Below are 16,772 nucleotides of genomic sequence, written 5' to 3'. Positions count from 1 at the left end.
GCGCAGGCGGCACGTTAGGCTGGTCCCGACATGCTCGAACTCGATCTCTCCGCCGACATCCAGGCCCTGCGACTCACCTACGGTGACATTCGCGAGGTCCTCGACGTCGAGGCCATCCGCTCCGACATCGCCCGCCTCAGTGAGGAGGCCGGTGCGCCGGACCTCTGGGACGACCCCGAACGCGCACAGAAGGTGACCAGTGCGCTGAGCCACCGGCAGTCCGCGCTCGCCAGGGTCGAGGGGATCGGCCAGCGGCTCGACGACCTCGAGGTGCTGGTCGGACTCGCGAACGAGATGGGCGACGAGGAGTCGGCCGTCGAGGCGCGCGCCGAGCTCAGCGCTCTCACCGAGATGATCAACCAGCTCGAGGTCCAGACGCTCATGGACGGCGAGTACGACGAGCGATCAGCGATCATCACGATCCGCTCCGGCGCCGGCGGCGATGACGCCACCGACTTCGCCGAGATGCTCATGCGCATGTACCTGCGCTGGGCCGAGCGCCACAAGTACCCCGTCAAGGTCATGGACACCTCGTACGCCGAGGGCGCGGGCATCAAGTCGGCGACGTTCGAGATCGACGCCCCGTACGCGTTCGGCACGGTGTCGGTCGAAGCCGGCACGCACCGCCTCGCGCGCATCAGCCCCTTCGGCTCCGCCGACAAGCGGCAGACGTCGTTCGCGGCGGTCGAGGTCATCCCGCTCATGGAAGAGGCGACCGAGGTCGACATCCCCGAGAGCGACATCCGCGTCGACGTGTTCCGCTCATCGGGCCCCGGCGGTCAGTCCGTCAACACCACCGACTCCGCTGTGCGACTCACGCACCTTCCGACCGGCATCGTCGTCTCGATGCAGAACGAGAAGTCGCAGATCCAGAACCGTGCGGCCGCTATGCGCGTGCTCCAGACGAGGCTCCTGCTGCAGCAGAAGGAGCAGGAGGCTGCGAAGAAGAAGGAACTCGCCGGCACCATCACGGCCAGCTGGGGCGACCAGATGCGCTCGTACTTCCTCTACGGCCAGCAGCTCGTCAAGGATCTGCGCACCGGACACGAGTCGGGCAACCCCGCCGCCGTGTTCGACGGCGACCTCGACGGGTTCATCTCGGCCGGAATCCGCTGGCGCAAGCGCAAGGACGAAGACTGACCGCTCCCGGCGACGAGGACTGACCTCGTCCGGCACGGAGTCCCGCATACACGAGACGCCCGGCGATCACGATGATCGCCGGGCGTCTCGTATGTCGGTCAGCCCTCGGACGGGGTGAACGCGATGCTCGCGACGTCCTGCAGCAGTTCGTCGGTGAAGGTGATCCGGTACGCGGTGCTCTTGGCGACGTCGAAGGTGATCTTGCCCGAGACGGTGTCGCCTTCAGCGAGCTCCTCTGCCACGATGCCGTCGACGTAGTAGTCGTACGTGCCCTCGGTACCCTCGGCGGTCGTGAGCGCGAAGTAGAACGGGTTGACGTAGCTCGTGCCCGATACGCCCGTGAAGGTCACGTCGAGGATCACGTACCCGCCGTTGGTCGAGGGGATGCTCGAACCGTCGTCGGTCGCCCAGGTCGCGGAGTTGACCGTGACCTCGCTCGTGCCCGACATCTGCGTGATCGTGAGGGGAGACCCGATCTCGCCCTGGACCACGTCGATGGGGCCGGTGCCTCCGTCGGTACCGGGATCCGTACCCTCGTCGGTGCCGGTGTCGGAGTCACTCGAGGGCGGTGCGGTCGGCAGGTCGCGCACGACCTGAGCGACGCTCGACGTCACTAACACGATGGCCACGACGACCGCGAGGATCGTGCCGACGACCGACAGGATGAGACCGGCGATGCCCGGCCACTTCTTGCCCTTGAGGAAGATCGAGATCAGCGACACGATGAAGCCGGCGGCCAGCAGGATCCAGCCGAAGACGAAGGTCGCCGGGATGCAGGAGAGGATCGTGCCGAGGCCGGCGATCGCGAGTCCGACGACGCCCACGATGGAGAGGCGCGGCGGTTCGACGGGAGCAGGGCTGCCGTACGGGGCCGGGTAGCCGCCGCCTGCGCCGTATGCCTGGCCGGGCGGAGCGTACGCGGATGCGCCGGGGTACCCGGGCGTCGTCTGGGTGTAGCCGGGGGTCGTCTGGGGGTATCCGGGTGCGCTCTGGTACTGCTGCGGCTGTTCGGGAGCGGCCGCTCCCGGGTAGGAGGCTCCGGCGCCCGGGTACGAGGGGGCGGGGTGTCCGTAGGGCGACCCGGTGTCGCTCAGGGGAGTGGTGGCAGCGGTGGCGCCCGGAGCGGCGAAGCCCTGGTCCGGCCACTGGGGTGCGTTCTCGCTCGGGGCCTCGACGCCGTTGTTGGCGGCGTTGTCGCTGGTGTCGGTGTCGGTGGGCGGCCACGTCGCGGCCGGCTCGCCCGCGTCGGATCCGTACGCGGGGGAGGCATACGCGGAGCCCGCATCGGCGGACGCGGAGTCGGCATCGGCAGCGCTGGCCGTGCCGGCGTCAGCGCCGTCGTTCGGGGCAGGGGTGTTCCAGGACTGGCTCTCGACGGCGGCCACCGAGCCGATCGCGTCTGCGGTCTCGGCGGCGGCAGCGTCATGCGGAGCCTCGTCGCGCGCGGCCGCAGCGGTCTCGACGGCTCCGGCGTCGGTACCCGTGACATCGGTTCCGGTGACATCGCCACCGGTGACATCCGTTCCGGTCGTGTCGCTTCCGCTCGTGTCAGCGGCGGGCGCTTCGGCGGCCAGGGGAGCGAAGTGCTCGGTCCACTGCGTCCCGTCCCACCAGCGCTGTCGGCCGGATCCGTCGTCGTACCAGCCAGCAGGCGTCGTCATGGTTCCCCCTCGGAGTCGCGTCCACGCGGACGGCATGGATCAGCATCTTCATGTATAGCAGTGCCCGTCGACACTCCGGGGTCGAGCGGGGTGTCGCTCGCGGACTCGATGGACAGCGCGCTTAGGCTCGAAACGCCATGATTCGGTTCGAGAACGTCACGAAGCGCTATCGCGGGACCCTGCGTCCCGCGCTGTCCGAGGTCGACTTCGAAGTCCAACGCGGGGAGTTCGTCTTCCTCGTCGGAGCATCGGGTTCGGGCAAGTCCTCCTGTCTGCGGCTCATCCTGCGCGAAGACGTGCCGACGACCGGCCGCGTCGCCGTGCTCGGGCGCGATCTGAGATCGCTCGCCAACCGCAAGGTCCCCTACTTCCGCCGCCACATCGGATCCGTGTTCCAGGACTTCCGGCTGCTGCCGTCGAAGACCGTCTATCAGAACGTCGCGTTCACGCTCCAGGTGACCGGCTCCTCGAGGGGCTTCATCCAGCAGGCCGTGCCCGAGGCGCTCGCACTGGTGGGACTCGACGGCAAGCAGAAGCGGATGCCGCATGAGCTCTCCGGCGGTGAGCAGCAGCGCGTCGCGATCGCGAGGGCGCTCGTCAACCGCCCACAGGTGCTGCTCGCCGACGAGCCGACCGGAAACCTCGACCCCGCCACGTCGGTCGACATCATGCAGCTGCTCGCGCGTATCAACGCGGGAGGTACGACCGTGCTCATGGCCACGCACGAGGCGGCGTTCGTCGATCAGATGCAGCGCCGGGTCATCGAGCTCCGCGACGGAGTGATGGTCAGGGACGAGGTGCACGGCGGATACGGCGACACCTCGAACATCCCGCGGCTCGTGCCCGAGGAGGTGCGTGGGGCGGCAGCGGCTGCCGCACTCACCGCGGTGCAGGAGGTCCAGCGGCAGACGGCCGACCTCTCCGTCGTGCGCGCGGCCCTCAGCGAGGAGCTCAGCGCTCAGCGACGCGCCGCGGCGACGTCGTCGGACGCCGTGCCGAGCGCCTCGGAGACGCCCGAGGCCCAGGCCGCCCCCTCCGATGCGCCCGCTCCGGAGGACACGACGCTCCAGGTGTCGGCCGCGGTGGGCCCGCGCACGCATCCGATCGTGCTGCCCGCCGTGGACGTCGCAGAACTCGGAGTCGCCGATCGCCTCGGCCTGTCCGACGACGGCGCAGATGAAGTGGGGCCGACCTCATGAGAATCGGACTGATCCTCGCCGAGGCTCTCGGTGGCCTTCGTCGCAACATCTCGATGGTGATCTCGGTGGTGCTCGTCACCTTCGTCTCGCTCACCTTCGTCGGCGCGGCGATCCTCATGCAGGGCCAGATCGGCACCATGCGGGGGTACTGGACGGAGCGGGCCCAGGTCGCGGTCTACATGTGCTCGGACATCTCCGAGAAGGACACCTGCGTCGACGGCGGGGCCTCCGAGGAGCAGGTCGACGCGGTGCGCGCGCAACTCGAGGGCGAAGCGCTGTCCCCGCTCATCAGCGAGGTGACGTTCGACTCGAAGGAAGACACCTACGCGAAGCTGGTGGATCAGCTCGGCGAGGACCAGGCCAGCGTCATCACGCCCGACCAGGCCTTCGAGGTCTTCTTCGTCACCATGAAAGACCCGGGGCAGTCGCAGGTGATCGCGGAGGCGTTCAACGGCGTCGCCGGTGTGGAGCAGGTGCAGGACCAGCTGCAGTACCTGGAGCCGCTGTTCTCGGCACTCACGGTCGCCACCTACATCGCGGTGGGCATAGCCGTGCTCATGCTCATCGCGGCGATCCTGCTGATCGGCACGACCATCAGGCTGTCCGCCTATGCCAGACGTAAAGAGATCGGCATCATGCGCCTCGTGGGCGCGTCGAACCGGTTCATCCAGACGCCGTTCGTGCTCGAGGGGGTGTTCGCCGCGTTCCTCGGCTCCGTCCTGGCCAGCGCGGCGGTGGTCGCCGGAGTGCACTTCGGCGTCAACGGCTACCTCCGCGGGCGCGTGCCGTTCATCACCACCTGGATCGGGATGCAGGATGCCGCGGTCGTGGTCCCCGTGCTCATCGGCATCGGCGTGCTCCTGGCCGCGCTGTCGGCGGGATTCGCGATCCGCAGATGGCTGCGTACCTGAGGCCGCGGCCGGTATAGACTGACAGGCTGTCGTGTGCTCCGGACGGGGCTCGAGAACCACTGCACGGCACGGATCAGGAGAGAATCATGCCCAGGGAACGCGGGGAGAAGGTCATCGCGACCAATCGTCGCGCACGTCACGACTACACGATCGAGAAGTCGTACGAGGCGGGGATGGTGCTCACCGGCACCGAGGTCAAGTCGCTGCGTCAGGGGCGCGCGAACCTGAGCGACGGCTACGCCTTCGTGAAGGGCAACGAGGTCTTCCTCGACTCCGTGCACATTCCGGAGTACTCGCAGGGGCACTGGACGAACCACGCGTCGAAGCGCGTGCGCAAGCTGCTGCTGCACCGCGAGGAGATCGCGAAGCTCGCCCATGCCGTCTCGGCCGGCGGCTACACGCTGATCCCGCTCAAGCTCTACTTCTCGGACGGACGCGCCAAGGTCGAGATCGCTCTCGCGAAGGGCAAGCGCGAGTACGACAAGCGTCAGACCCTGCGCGAACGCCAGGACACCCGCGAGGCCGACCGGGCCATGCGGCTGCGCAACCGCGTCGGGGAATGATCAATCCGCGGGGCTGAACCCGAACACGCGCCCGAGGAAGCGCAGTTCGCGCTCGAGTGCGTCGACGATCGTCTCGGAAGAGCGGAATCCGTGCCCCTCGCCCGGGTACAGCACGTACTCGTGGTCGACGCCGCGCTCCGCCAGTGCATCGCGGATGGCCTCGGACTGGGCGGGTGGGACGACGCGGTCGTCCGCCCCCTGCATGAGGAGCACCGGCACATCGATGCGATCGACGTGGGTCAGGGGAGACCTCTCGATGTAGAGGTCCTCCGCCTCGGGCAGCGGTCCGACGAGCCCCTCGATGTATGGAGCCTCGAAGTCGTGCGAGTGCGCGCTGAGCATCCGCAGATCGGTCACCCCGTAGCGGCTGATGCCTGCGGCGAAGGTTCCCCCGCGCACGAGCGCCGAGAGCACCGTCCACCCTCCGGCGGAGCTCCCGCGGATCGCGATGCGCGCGGGATCGGCGAGACCCGCATCAGCCAGTCCTCGCGCCGCGGCGATCACGTCGTCGACGTCGACGACGCCCCATCCGCCGTCGAGACGCTCGCGGTAGGCGCGCCCGTAGCCGCTCGATCCGCCGTAGTTCACGTCGAGCACGCCGATCCCGCGGCTCGTGTAGAACGCGATGGCCGCGGACGCAGCACCCGTCACGTGCGCGGTGGGTCCGCCGTGCACGAGGACGAGATAGGGAGGCAGCTCGCCCTCGGGAGCCGAGACGTCGGGGTGGGAGGGCGGATAGGCGAAGGCGTGCACGGGGCCATGCGCGCCGTCGACCGCGATCTGAGATGCCGGCGGCATCCAGGCGCGATCGACAGGCCGGCCGCCCGCGACGGTCGTCACGACGCCGCTGTCCACATCGACGCACCAGACACCGGATGCGGCACGGGAGCTGTCGCCGGTGAGCAGCACACGCGAGCCGCTGACGTCGTCGACGCTGACATGGCCGTCCGCAGGGATGTCCAGGCGCCGCATCCGTCCGTCGTGTTCGAGAACGACCACCTCGTCGCGTCCGTCCGTGCGCACGAGCACGATGCGCCCGTCATCCAACGGCTGATACCAGCGGTTGCCCAGCACCCAGAGGCCGTAGCCCGTGTCGGCGTCGTCCCCCGCGTCGCCGACGGGGACGCGAGAGCCCTCGGGGTCGAGGTGGTGCAGGCGCTGACGGTGCAGGGCCCAGCGACCGCTGGGGTCGTCCGCGTACAGGAGGGCGTCGTCACCGTCCCACTCCGGCTGCAGCGCGGCCAGGGTCGGGAGCGTCGTGCGTCGTGTTCCGTCGGACACGACGAGCGACGCCTGCTGCCACGGCATCCGCTGACCGGACCATTCGACCCATGCGATGCGCGTGCCGTCGGGGGAGAGCGCGGGATGCGCGTGGAACGAGGGCCCCTCCGTGATGATCGAGAGTCTCGATGCGTCCTCCGCAGCAGACCCGTCGGTCGGGATCTCGATGATCGCCCGACGGTGAGGTTCGGATGACAGGTCCTCGCGCACCGCGAACAGCCGCCCCTGCTGCACGCGAAGGCCGCCGTGGGCGGGGCCCTGCGGGGTGAGTGGCGCAGGGGCGTCGCCCGGACTCATCCGGTGCACGCGCTGCGTGTCGGCGTCGACGAAGTACAGCGTGCCCGAGGAGTCGGCCGTCCAGGCGCCGCCGCCGTATTCGTGCACGCGGGAGCGGGCGCTCCACGGCGCCGGCAGGATCTCTGCGCCTGTGGTGCTGCGCACGGTGCGTCGACCGCCCTCGGCGGGGACGCTCTCGCCCCACCAGATCTCGGCTCCGACGAACACGGCGCCGTCGAATCGTGGCGAGGACTCCGCGACGGCCGACGGGGAGAAGGGTGATGGCCAGGTACCGAACGGCGACGACATGGGACGAGCCTACGGCGCGTCCGGGGAGGCCGTCGTCACACTGCGCGGAGCACGGCGACGACCTTGCCGAGCACGACCGACTCGTCGCCGAGGATCGGCTCGAAGGCGGAGTTGCGGGGCAGCAGCCACGTGTGGCCGTCGCGGCGGCGCAGCACCTTGACGGTGGCCTCGCCGTCGAGCATGGCGGCGACGATCTCGCCGTTCTCGGCGCTGTTCTGCGATCGGATGACCACCCAGTCCCCGTCGCAGATGGCGGCGTCGATCATCGATTCGCCCGAGACCTTGAGCATGAACAGATCGCCCTTGCCCACGAGCTGACGGGGCAGGGGGAAGATCTCCTCGACCTGCTGGTCGGCGGTGATGGGGACGCCCGCGGCGATCCGCCCCACGAGCGGCACGAGTGCGGCGTCGCCGACGGGTGTGGCGACGTCATCCGGATTCTCGGCACTCGAACCCGGGAGGTCGATGAGGACCTCCATTGCGCGTGTCTTGCCGGGGTCGCGGCGGAGGTAGCCGCTGAGCTCGAGCTGGCCGAGCTGGTGCGTGACGCTCGAGAGCGACTTCAGCCCGACGGCGTCACCGATCTCCCGCATGCTCGGCGGGTAGCCGTAACGGCTGATCGATGTCTGGATGACCTCGAGGATCGCCATCTGCTTCGGGCTCAGGCTCTTCCGGCGACGCGTGCGGGGGGCGTCGGACTCGGGGGCGGCGATGTCGCTCATGGTGCTCCTCAGGTGTGCGATCCGGCGTCTCAGTTCGAATGTCGGAGGCCCGTGGTGGGGTGTTCGTATCGAAACCGTATCCGAGAATCACCTCGATCTGGAAGATCTGTTCGAGCGTGTCGAGGTATTCACTGCCCGGTTTTTCGAAGAACGCTTGACAGATGTTCGAATTCGAAGATAACTTCGGAACGTAGCTTCGCATTCACGGCTCCCGGCCGAGACGCGAATGCGAACGCTACGCCAACTTCACCGCTCACGCGGTAGATGCAGAGGAGCACGACATGAGCACCATCACCTTCAGCAACGCAGCCATCGTCTCGCCCCGTTCGGCGACGAAGCTCCGGCTGACGGCACGTGGCCGCCGGGTCGTGCTCGCCCTGGCCGCAGTGCCACTCGCGGTGGGCATCGGATTCGCCGCATTGAGTGGCGGCAGCGCGATGGCCTCGGGCGAGCAGGTCGCCACCGCGTCCTTCGCCTCGGTCACCGTGATGCCGGGAGACACCCTCTGGTCGATCGCCGAGTCGGTGGCACCCGGTGCCGACCCGCGCGAGGTCATCGGCGACATCACGCGCCTGAACGCCCTCCGCGGCGGGGCACTGCAGATCGGCCAGGAGCTGGCGATCCCCGCACAGTACTCGGAGTGAATCGCAGCGGCCCCTCGGTCGCTCATTCACCGTCACCTCGGAGTGAAGCGGTCGTGCGCGGCCTACCATGGGAAGGGTGACTGCTTCACTCGACGACCTCCCGCTCCGTGACGATCTCCGAGGGCTCACGCCCTACGGTGCCCCGCAGGCTCCGCTGCCGGTGGCGCTGAACGTGAACGAGAACACGCATCCGGTTCCCGACCTCGTGGCGAGCGACATCCTCGACGACATCGCGGTCGCGCTCCGTGACGTCAACCGATACCCGGACCGCGAGTTCACGACACTGCGCGACGGCTTCGCGGACTACCTCGGTCACGGCCTGCAGGCTGAGCAGATCTGGGCCGGAAACGGATCGAACGAAGTGCTGCAGCACATCCTGCAGGCCTTCGGGGGGCCCGGCCGCACGGCGTTCAGCTTCGCACCGACCTACTCGATGTACCCGCTGATCGCGCAGGGGACCGGTGCCCGGTGGATCGCGGGGACCCGCCAGCCCGACTACACGATCACCTCCGAGGAGGCGGCAGTCCAGGTGGCCGACGCCGACCCGGATGTGATCCTGCTGTGCTCGCCGAACAACCCGACCGGCACCCCGCTCGGGCTCGATGTGATCGAGGCGGTGTATGAGGCGTCCCGGGGCGTCGTGGTGGTCGACGAGGCGTACCAGGAATTCGCCCCGCGAGAGGCTCCCTCCGCGCTGACCCTGCTCGAGGGGCGCCCCCGTCTGGCGGTCTCCCGCACCATGAGCAAGGCCTTCGCGTTCGCGGGTGCCCGCGTCGGATATCTCGCCGCCGACCCCGCGTTCATCGATGCGCTGCGGCTCGTGCGCCTTCCGTATCACCTGAGCGCCCTGACGCAGGCTGCTGCCGTCGCGGCCTTGCGCAACTCCGAAGTGATGCTCGGTATGGTCGCCGAGATCGTCGAGCAGCGCGACCGCATCTCGGCGACGCTCGAAGCGCTCGGCTACACGCCCCATGAGTCCTGGTCGAACTTCGTCCTGTTCGGCGGCGTCGCGGATCCGCACAGGGTGTGGCAGCAGCTGTACGACCGCGGCGTGCTCGTGCGCGATGTCGGCATCCCCGGACACCTGCGTGTCACCGCGGGAACAGAGGCCGAGACCACGGCATTCCTCGATGCCCTCGCCTCGATAGGATCGGACTCATGAGCACCCCTGCCCCGACACCCCGCACCGCGACGCGCGTGCGCAGCACGTCGGAGTCCACCGTCGAGCTCGAGCTGAACCTCGACGGCACCGGATCCAGCCGCATCGACACCTCGGTGCCGTTCTTCGACCACATGCTGACGGCGTTCGCGAAGCACTCGCTCACCGACCTCACGGTCCGCGCCTCTGGTGACACCCAGATCGACGCCCACCACACGGTCGAAGACATCTCGATCGTGCTCGGACAGGCCATCCGCGAAGCTCTCGGCGACAAGTCGGGGATCTCGCGATACGGAGACGCCCTCGTTCCGCTCGATGAGGCTCTCGCCCAGGCTGTGGTCGACATCTCCGGGCGTCCGTACCTCGTGCACACCGGCGAGCCTGTCGGGTTCGAGCACCACCTCATCGGGGGCCACTTCACCGGCTCGCTCGTGCGGCACACGTTCGAGGCGATCGCGTTCAACGCCGGACTGACCGTGCACGTGCGAGTCCTCGGCGGCCGCGACCCGCATCACATCGCCGAGGCCGAGTACAAGGCGTTCGCTCGGGCCTTCCGCCAGGCCAAGGCCCTCGACCCCCTGGTCGACGGGGTGCCGTCGACCAAGGGAGCGCTGTGAGCGGCGCGCCCAGGGTCGCCGTCTTCGACTACGAATCAGGCAACGTCCATTCTGCGGTGAAGGCTCTCGTCGCCGCGGGCGCCGATGCCGTCCTCACGCGCGATCGCAAGGAGGCGACCGAGGCCGACGGTCTGCTCGTCCCCGGCGTAGGGGCGTTCCAGGCCGTCCGTGAGGCGCTCCACGCCCACGGCGGCGATGAGATCATCGATCGGCGCCTGGCCGGCGGACGCCCCGTGCTCGGCATCTGCGTCGGGATGCAGGTGCTCTTCGCTCACGGCGTCGAGCGTGGACACGATGCGGAAGGGCTCGGCGAATGGCCGGGAGCGGTCACCGAGCTCAACGCGCCGGTGCTGCCGCACATGGGATGGAACACGGTCGAGCCCGGCGCCGACTCGGTGCTGTTCCGGGGCATCGAGCAGGAGCGCTTCTACTTCGTGCACTCCTACGCCGCTCAGTCCTGGGAGCTCGACGTGATCCCGCCGTTCCCGCAGCCGGTTCTCACCTGGTCGACGTACGGCGATCCGTTCCTCGCGGCTGTGGAGAACGGCCCGCTCTCCGCGACGCAGTTCCACCCGGAGAAGTCCGGCGAGGCGGGGATCCAGCTGCTCCGCAACTGGGTCGGCAGCCTGCGCGGCTGAGTCTTCCCGCGCTCGACATCCGCCTGTCGCGAGTGTCGCAGAATAGGCGAAGGTCTCGCGTGTCGTGCGTGACTCAGAAGCCTCGCGCGACCGCGGCCGCGGCGGAGAGCCAGGCGCGCTGAGTGGGTGCAGCCAGCGCACGGAGCCGCAGGTGCCCGTCGACCATCTCGCGGTCGAACGGGATGTCGACGACCTCTCGCGCGAGCGAACGGTAGCCGGCGACGACCTCGGAGACGTCCGCAGCGGATGCTTTCGGGTCCGCTTGGCTGACGACGACGACGGACTCGCGCGCGAGCCGGGCCGAGCGTTCGTCGCGGTCCTCCAGGGCTTCGAGCAGGAGCGCGCCGGCCTCGGCGTGGTCGTCCCGAGTGGTGGTGGCGACGACGATCTGGTCGGCGAGATCGATCATCCGCAACCACATCGGGTCGGATTCGTCGTTGCCGGAGTCGATGATGATCAGGCGGTAGAACTTCGCGGCGACCGCATGGATGGCATCGACGTCGGTGGGGCTCAGCCGATTCTCGTGCGCGAGGCGGATCGGCTTCGACCGGAGCACGTCGTACTTCTCCTGCGGCTGGTGGTGCACGAAGTGCGCCAGGTCGGCGGACTGCCCCTGTGCGCCGAGCAGCCGCTGCGTCTGCGGCAGCAGTTCGAGCAGGGTCCTGTCGTGCGCACCGGTCTCGGTGCGCCAGCCGAGCGTGCCGCGGGTCTGGTTGTTGTCCCAGGCGAGCACTCCCGCACCGCCGTACTGGGCGAAGACCGCCGAGAGCAGGACGGTTGCGGGGGTCTTGCCCGCGCCTCCCTTGCCGTTGACGATCGCGACGGTGCGAGGACCAGGCCAATGCCGACTGACGGCATGCTCGTCGTCACGCACCGCGCGTTCGCGGGAATCGGGACCGAGGGAGAAGCCGACGCGGTTCAGGAGGCCCCGCGCACCCCGACGGGCGGGTTCCTCGCGTCGCTCGTCCTGCAGGAAGGAACGGCGCTCGACACCCTGCTCGCGCTGCTGGCGTCTCGATGACGAGGATGCGTGCGGTGCGGCCGCGGAATCGGCGGGCGCGGCGCGGGGCGCCGGGGGTGCGGGCGGCGCGACGATGTCGTCCCGGGACGGGATCCGCGCGGGGGCGGGTGCCGGTGTCGCTGCCTCTCGCTGCGCCTGCGCCGGTGCTGGCGCCGGAGCCAGAGTCGGAGCCGGAGTCGGTGCCAGCGCCAGAGTCGGGGACGGGGAGGGAGTCGGGGAGGGAGCCGAGGTGTCGGCGGAGGACGGCGACACGGATGCCGCCGGAGACACGGATGCCTCCGGAGTTGGAGCCGGAGTCGGAGTCGGTGCGGAGGTTGCGGCCGGTGCCGGTGCCGGTGCCTGTGTCGGAGCCGGGGAGGAGAGCGGGGGTGAGGCCGGAGGTGCGGACGGCACCGGGGGAGTGGGCGGAGTCATCGCCGCGGCCGGCGTGGGAGGCGCCGACCGCCCGGGCGCGGGCGGAGTCGGCACCGGGGGGAGGGCGATCGCCGGGGTCGGCCGATCGGCGGACCCGGACGCCGGAGCCTGCGCGCGCGACCAGGCCGCGGCTGCGGCCGCCGCTGCTCGCGTCCCCGGCACGGGGGGACGGTCGGATGCGGCTGTGCGCAGGGGGCGCGTCTGCTCGATGTCGTCGGGGAGCGGTGGCACCACGGAGGGGGCGACGATCTTCTGCGGCTCACCGGCCGCAGGGGTCGCACCGGTATCGGGCGTCTCGGGGTTGCCGCGCCGCAGGGGGCCGACTCCACGCGCATCCGCATCGCGCACCATGGAACATCTCCTCACCGACCGAACAGGGGCGTGATCGAGGCTACCGCGTGCCGCCTCCGTTCTCTGCCGTCATCGTTTTGGAGCGGGAGGATGCGCGGGATAGTGTCGATTCTCGTGCCGACGAATCGGCCCTCCCATCTCACCTGAGGACGTCATGAACGACTTCGCGCAGTCCCCATCGCTCACCCTGCTCCCCGCGGTCGATGTCGCCGGAGGCAAGGCCGTCCGTCTCACCCAGGGCGAGGCGGGCACCGAGACCAGCTACGGCGACCCGTTGGACGCCGCAGGCGAGTGGGTCGCGCAGGGCGCCAAGTGGATCCACCTCGTCGACCTCGATGCGGCCTTCGGGCGCGGCACCAACGCTCCGATCCTGCGCAAGGTCATCAAGCAGTTCAAGAACGTCAACGTCGAGCTCTCTGGCGGCATCCGCGATGACGCCACGCTCGAGGCGGCGCTGGAGAGCGGTGCGACGCGCATCAACCTCGGCACCGCGGCCCTGGAGAACCCCGAGTGGGCCGCCGATGTGATCAGCCGCTACGGCGAGGCGATCGCCGTCGGCCTGGACGTTCGCGGCACCACTCTCGCGGCGCGCGGCTGGACGAAGGAGGGCGGCGACCTCTGGGAGGTCCTCGAGCGCCTCGAAGACGCGGGCTGCAGCCGCTACGTCGTCACCGACGTCACGAAGGACGGCACCCTGAAGGGACCGAACCTCGAGCTGCTGCGCGAGGTCACGGCACGCACCCCCAAGCCCGTGGTCGCCTCGGGCGGCATCTCGAACCTCGACGACATCGCCGCTCTTCGCGAACTCGTCCCGCTCGGCGTCGAGGGCGCCATCGTCGGAAAGGCCCTGTACGCGGGAGCGTTCACGCTGGCCGAGGCGCTGGATGTCGCCGGCGACGACTGACGGGCCGAGCGGCCACGGCGACCAGGATCACGCGGCCGGTCACGGCGATTCCGCGGGTGTCCCCTGGGAGGGGCGCAGCTTCGAGTCGAACCCGCATGCCGCCGACGACGGGTCTGCCGACCCCGCCTTGCTGGCGGCACTGCTGCGGTTCCGCGCCGGTGAGGGCAGTCAGGTCGAGGTCGTCGACGCCTTCCGCAACGCGAGGATCCTGATCCCTCTGATCGCCGAGAAGGGCGACGAGGGCGTTGCGCCCAGCGGTCTCGCCGTGGACAAGACGCAGGAGCTGTCGATCGTGACGGTGGCCGCACCCGACGGACGTCGCGTGCAGCCGGTGTTCTCGTCCGTCGAGGCGATGCGCACGTGGGATGCCACGGCGCGGCCGATCCCGGTCGAGGCCGTGCGTGCGGCGCTTGCGGCCTCGGCCGAGGACACCGATCTCATCGTGCTCGACCCGACGTCGGACACCGAGTTCATCCTCCGCCGCCCCGCGGTCTGGGCTGTGGCACAGGGACACGCCTGGGAGCCGAGCTTCCTGTCGCCCGAGGTGTTCGGGGCGCTGCAGGAGAGCGTCGCGCACGAGCTGGCCGTGATCGACGTCGCGGTCGCGCCCGGTGATCCCGATGCCCGCCTGCGTGGGCCCGAGCTCGTCGTGGTGCTCGAGCTCGTCGACGGCCTCGAGCGCGAGGTCCTCGATGCCGTGCTGTCGCGCCTCGCGCAGCGCTGGGCGGGCGATGACCGCATCGCCGTCCTCGCCGACTCCCTCACCGTCAAGCTGCGCCGCTCGATCTGATCGGGCCCGCGGTCTGATCGGGCCCGCGGTCTGATGCTGCCCGCAGCCCGGTCAGGATGCAGGACCGATGCACGGATGCAGGGACGGATCGGGTGATCCGTCCCTGCATCCGTGCCGTGATCCTGCATCCGTCCCGTCGAACGCCGCGGAGCCCGGAATCAGGACCTAGTTGACCGGCCCGGTCCACTTCTCGCCCGGGCCCTTGCCGATCGGGTCGGGGATGGGGGACGCCTCGCGGAACGCGAGCTGCAGGGAACGCAGACCGTCGCGCAGCGATCGGGCGTGCATGTCGCTGATCTCGGGCGCTCCCGCGGTGATCAGCCCGGCCAGGGCGTTGATCAGCTTGCGCGCCTCGTCGAGGTCGAGCTGAGCGGCCGCGTCGGGGTCGTCGGCGAGGCCCAGCTTGACGGCCGCCGCGCTCATCAGGTGCACGGCCGCAGTGGTGATCACCTCGACCGCGGGGACGTCGGCGATGTCCCGCGTGGCCGAAGACGCCGCCTCCTCTTGCCGGGCCCAGCGCTCTTCGCGCTCGCGTGCAGCCTCGTCCGATGCCTGGTTCGTCACTTCGCCTTGCCTTCTGTTAGACTGTGTCGGGCTCCGGAGCGTCATGCTCCGGCACGAAAGAGGATTCACTTCCCACCCGCGCTTGCCGTTCCAGGCTACCGGGTCTTGCACTCCACCGGATCTCGTCGTCAGACGGAATCCGGCAGATCGGGTGCGGAGCCGGCGTCTGAATGCCGGTGGGTGGGACGATTCTGACTTCGCCCGGGATGCTGACAGCATCCTGGTGGCCGAATCCACTCGTCTAAGGAGTTCCGCATCAGCGATCCCCGCACCAATGAGCGCATCCGCGTCCCCGAGGTCCGCCTCGTCGGCCCCGCGGGTGAGCAGATCGGCGTCGTCCGCATCGAGGCGGCGCTGCGCCTTGCGCAGGAAGCCGACCTCGACCTCGTCGAGGTCGCACCCAACTCGAAGCCGCCCGTGGTCAAGATCATGGACTACGGCAAGTTCAAGTACGAAGCTGCCCAGAAGGAGAAGGAAGCTCGCCGCAACCAGGCGAACACCATCCTGAAGGAGGTGCGCTTCCGTCTGAAGATCGAGGCGCACGACTACACGACCAAGCTCAAGCGCGCCGAGGGGTTCCTCAAGGCCGGAGACAAGGTCAAGGCGATGATCCTCTTCCGCGGTCGCGAGCAGTCGCGCCCCGAGCAGGGCGTTCGTCTGCTCCGCAAGTTCGCGGAGGATGTCGCCGAACTCGGAACGGTCGAGTCCAACCCGACCATCGACGGTCGCAACATGGTGATGATCGTCGCTCCGATGAAGAGCAAGTCCGAGGCCAAGCAGGAGCAGAACGCCGTTCGCGACGCACAGCGCGCCGACAAGAAGCAGGCCGCTCGCGATGCCAAGACCGAGGCGGATGCACCCGCCAAGGCCACCGCGGAGTAACTCCCGCCCCCAGACTCCCGCACCGCGGGTTGACACCGTCGCCTGAGAAGGCGCCATACGAAGGAAGAGAAGATGCCGAAGCAGAAGACCCACTCGGGTGCTAAGAAGCGCTTCAAGATCACCGGCAGCGGCAAGCTGAAGAAGCAGCAGGCCGGGATGCGCCACAACCTCGAGCACAAGTCGAGCCGTCGCACCCGCCGCCTCAACCAGGACCAGGTGCTGTCGAAGGCTGACACCAAGGTCGCCAAGAAGCTTCTCGGTCGCTGAGCGCCCGAACGCACGAATAGGAACACAGGAAAATGGCAAGAGTCAAGCGGGCGGTAAACGCCCACAAGAAGCGTCGGGTCATCCTCGAGCGCGCCTCCGGCTACCGCGGTCAGCGTTCGCGCCTCTACCGCAAGGCCAAAGAGCAGGTCATCCACTCCCTGGTCTACTCGTACCGTGACCGTCGCAAGCGCAAGGGCGACTTCCGTCGTCTGTGGATCCAGCGCATCAACGCTGCGGCCCGTCAGAACGGCATCACGTACAACCGCTTCATCCAGGGCCTCGGCCTCGCGGGTGTCACGGTCGACCGCCGCATGCTCGCCGACCTCGCGGTCAATGACGCAGCGACGTTCACGACCCTGGTCGAGACGGCGAAGAAGGCACTGCCCTCCGACGTCAACGCACCGAAGTCGGCCGCGTAAGCAGCTCTTCACCACAGTGGGCGCTCTCCTTCGGGAGGGC

General features: G+C 69.2%; 18 protein-coding genes. 13 read left to right on the top strand and 5 right to left on the bottom strand.

Features of this window, described 5'->3' with window-relative positions:
- Window positions 1–30: 30 nt before the first annotated feature.
- Window positions 31–1,140, top strand: coding sequence for a peptide chain release factor 2 (prfB, locus tag FQ142_RS16420; protein WP_149424202.1), 1,110 nt, complete (start codon window positions 31–33; stop codon window positions 1,138–1,140).
- Window positions 1,141–1,238: 98 nt separating this feature from the next.
- Here the strand turns inward: prfB and FQ142_RS16415 are convergent, their stop codons facing one another.
- Entirely contained in the window at window positions 1,239–2,801 is a 1,563-nt protein-coding gene (locus FQ142_RS16415) for a DUF2510 domain-containing protein (RefSeq protein ID WP_149424201.1), read from the bottom strand.
- A gap of 137 nt (window positions 2,802–2,938) precedes the next feature.
- On the opposite strand from FQ142_RS16415, the gene ftsE reads away from it, so the two are divergent.
- From ftsE to smpB, 3 genes are all read left to right on the top strand, one after another.
- Entirely contained in the window at window positions 2,939–4,000 is a 1,062-nt protein-coding gene (ftsE, locus tag FQ142_RS16410) for a cell division ATP-binding protein FtsE (RefSeq protein WP_149424200.1), read from the top strand.
- Window positions 3,997–4,911 carry a permease-like cell division protein FtsX gene (ftsX, locus tag FQ142_RS16405; protein WP_056421072.1) on the top strand — a complete coding sequence of 305 codons (915 nt, stop codon included), beginning with the start codon at window positions 3,997–3,999 and terminating at the stop codon, window positions 4,909–4,911. Before ftsE ends, ftsX begins: the two co-directional genes overlap by 4 nt.
- Window positions 4,912–4,997: 86 nt before the next feature.
- The gene (gene smpB, locus FQ142_RS16400; protein ID WP_056421074.1) at window positions 4,998–5,474 is read left to right on the top strand and encodes an SsrA-binding protein SmpB; all 477 of its coding nucleotides are present in this window, start codon (window positions 4,998–5,000) and stop codon (window positions 5,472–5,474) included.
- Here the strand turns inward: smpB and FQ142_RS16395 are convergent, their stop codons facing one another.
- Together FQ142_RS16395 and lexA are read right to left on the bottom strand one after the other, a co-directional pair.
- Entirely contained in the window at window positions 5,475–7,340 is a 1,866-nt protein-coding gene (locus FQ142_RS16395) for a prolyl oligopeptidase family serine peptidase (RefSeq protein WP_149424199.1), read from the bottom strand.
- 35 nt (window positions 7,341–7,375) lie between these two features.
- Window positions 7,376–8,062 carry a transcriptional repressor LexA gene (gene lexA, locus FQ142_RS16390; RefSeq protein WP_056421078.1) on the bottom strand — a complete coding sequence of 229 codons (687 nt, stop codon included), beginning with the start codon at window positions 8,060–8,062 and terminating at the stop codon, window positions 7,376–7,378.
- A gap of 281 nt (window positions 8,063–8,343) precedes the next feature.
- Between lexA and FQ142_RS16385 the strand changes: the two genes are divergently transcribed.
- From FQ142_RS16385 to hisH, 4 genes are all read left to right on the top strand, one after another.
- Window positions 8,344–8,706 (top strand): LysM peptidoglycan-binding domain-containing protein, encoded by a 363-nt coding sequence (locus tag FQ142_RS16385; RefSeq protein ID WP_056421080.1) that lies wholly within the window; start codon window positions 8,344–8,346, stop codon window positions 8,704–8,706.
- Window positions 8,707–8,773: 67 nt separating this feature from the next.
- Window positions 8,774–9,868 carry a histidinol-phosphate transaminase gene (locus FQ142_RS16380; protein ID WP_188042457.1) on the top strand — a complete coding sequence of 365 codons (1,095 nt, stop codon included), beginning with the start codon at window positions 8,774–8,776 and terminating at the stop codon, window positions 9,866–9,868.
- A complete protein-coding gene (gene hisB / locus FQ142_RS16375; RefSeq protein ID WP_056421084.1) occupies window positions 9,865–10,482 on the top strand; it encodes an imidazoleglycerol-phosphate dehydratase HisB in 618 nt (205 codons plus the stop codon). Before FQ142_RS16380 ends, hisB begins: the two co-directional genes overlap by 4 nt.
- The gene (gene hisH / locus FQ142_RS16370; protein WP_056421087.1) at window positions 10,479–11,120 is read left to right on the top strand and encodes an imidazole glycerol phosphate synthase subunit HisH; all 642 of its coding nucleotides are present in this window, start codon (window positions 10,479–10,481) and stop codon (window positions 11,118–11,120) included. The genes hisB and hisH overlap by 4 nt, the downstream gene beginning before the upstream one ends.
- Window positions 11,121–11,193: 73 nt before the next feature.
- On the opposite strand, the gene FQ142_RS16365 is transcribed toward hisH, so the two are convergent.
- The gene (locus FQ142_RS16365; RefSeq protein WP_188042456.1) at window positions 11,194–12,906 is read right to left on the bottom strand and encodes a MinD/ParA family protein; all 1,713 of its coding nucleotides are present in this window, start codon (window positions 12,904–12,906) and stop codon (window positions 11,194–11,196) included.
- Window positions 12,907–13,060: 154 nt separating this feature from the next.
- On the opposite strand from FQ142_RS16365, the gene priA reads away from it, so the two are divergent.
- Both priA and FQ142_RS16355 read left to right on the top strand, forming a co-directional pair.
- Complete coding sequence (gene priA, locus FQ142_RS16360; RefSeq protein WP_056421092.1) at window positions 13,061–13,810, top strand: bifunctional 1-(5-phosphoribosyl)-5-((5-phosphoribosylamino)methylideneamino)imidazole-4-carboxamide isomerase/phosphoribosylanthranilate isomerase PriA; 750 nt, start codon at window positions 13,061–13,063, stop codon at window positions 13,808–13,810.
- On the top strand, window positions 13,791–14,600 hold the full coding sequence (locus FQ142_RS16355; protein ID WP_149424197.1) for an SseB family protein: 810 nt from the start codon (window positions 13,791–13,793) through the stop codon (window positions 14,598–14,600). The genes priA and FQ142_RS16355 overlap by 20 nt, the downstream gene beginning before the upstream one ends.
- Before the next feature lie 165 nt (window positions 14,601–14,765).
- Here FQ142_RS16355 and FQ142_RS16350 read toward each other — a convergent pair whose 3' ends face one another.
- Complete coding sequence (locus tag FQ142_RS16350) at window positions 14,766–15,164, bottom strand: DUF1844 domain-containing protein (RefSeq protein WP_045252679.1); 399 nt, start codon at window positions 15,162–15,164, stop codon at window positions 14,766–14,768.
- 231 nt (window positions 15,165–15,395) lie between these two features.
- Here FQ142_RS16350 and infC point away from each other — a divergent pair, with 231 nt between their 5' ends.
- The 3 genes from infC (at window position 15,396) to rplT (ending at window position 16,732) form a co-directional block, all read left to right on the top strand.
- Window positions 15,396–16,046, top strand: coding sequence for a translation initiation factor IF-3 (gene infC / locus FQ142_RS16345; protein WP_082539511.1), 651 nt, complete (start codon window positions 15,396–15,398; stop codon window positions 16,044–16,046).
- Window positions 16,047–16,118: 72 nt separating this feature from the next.
- The gene (gene rpmI, locus FQ142_RS16340) at window positions 16,119–16,313 is read left to right on the top strand and encodes a 50S ribosomal protein L35 (RefSeq protein ID WP_017828564.1); all 195 of its coding nucleotides are present in this window, start codon (window positions 16,119–16,121) and stop codon (window positions 16,311–16,313) included.
- A gap of 32 nt (window positions 16,314–16,345) precedes the next feature.
- Window positions 16,346–16,732 carry a 50S ribosomal protein L20 gene (gene rplT, locus FQ142_RS16335; protein WP_045252681.1) on the top strand — a complete coding sequence of 129 codons (387 nt, stop codon included), beginning with the start codon at window positions 16,346–16,348 and terminating at the stop codon, window positions 16,730–16,732.
- Window positions 16,733–16,772: the final 40 nt, after the last annotated feature.

It is taken from the genome of Microbacterium sp. ANT_H45B (assembly GCF_008369345.1).
Lineage (GTDB): Bacteria > Actinomycetota > Actinomycetes > Actinomycetales > Microbacteriaceae > Microbacterium.
Note: the sequence above shows the minus strand (reverse complement) of the source record. Positions and strands in the feature narration are given on the sequence as shown.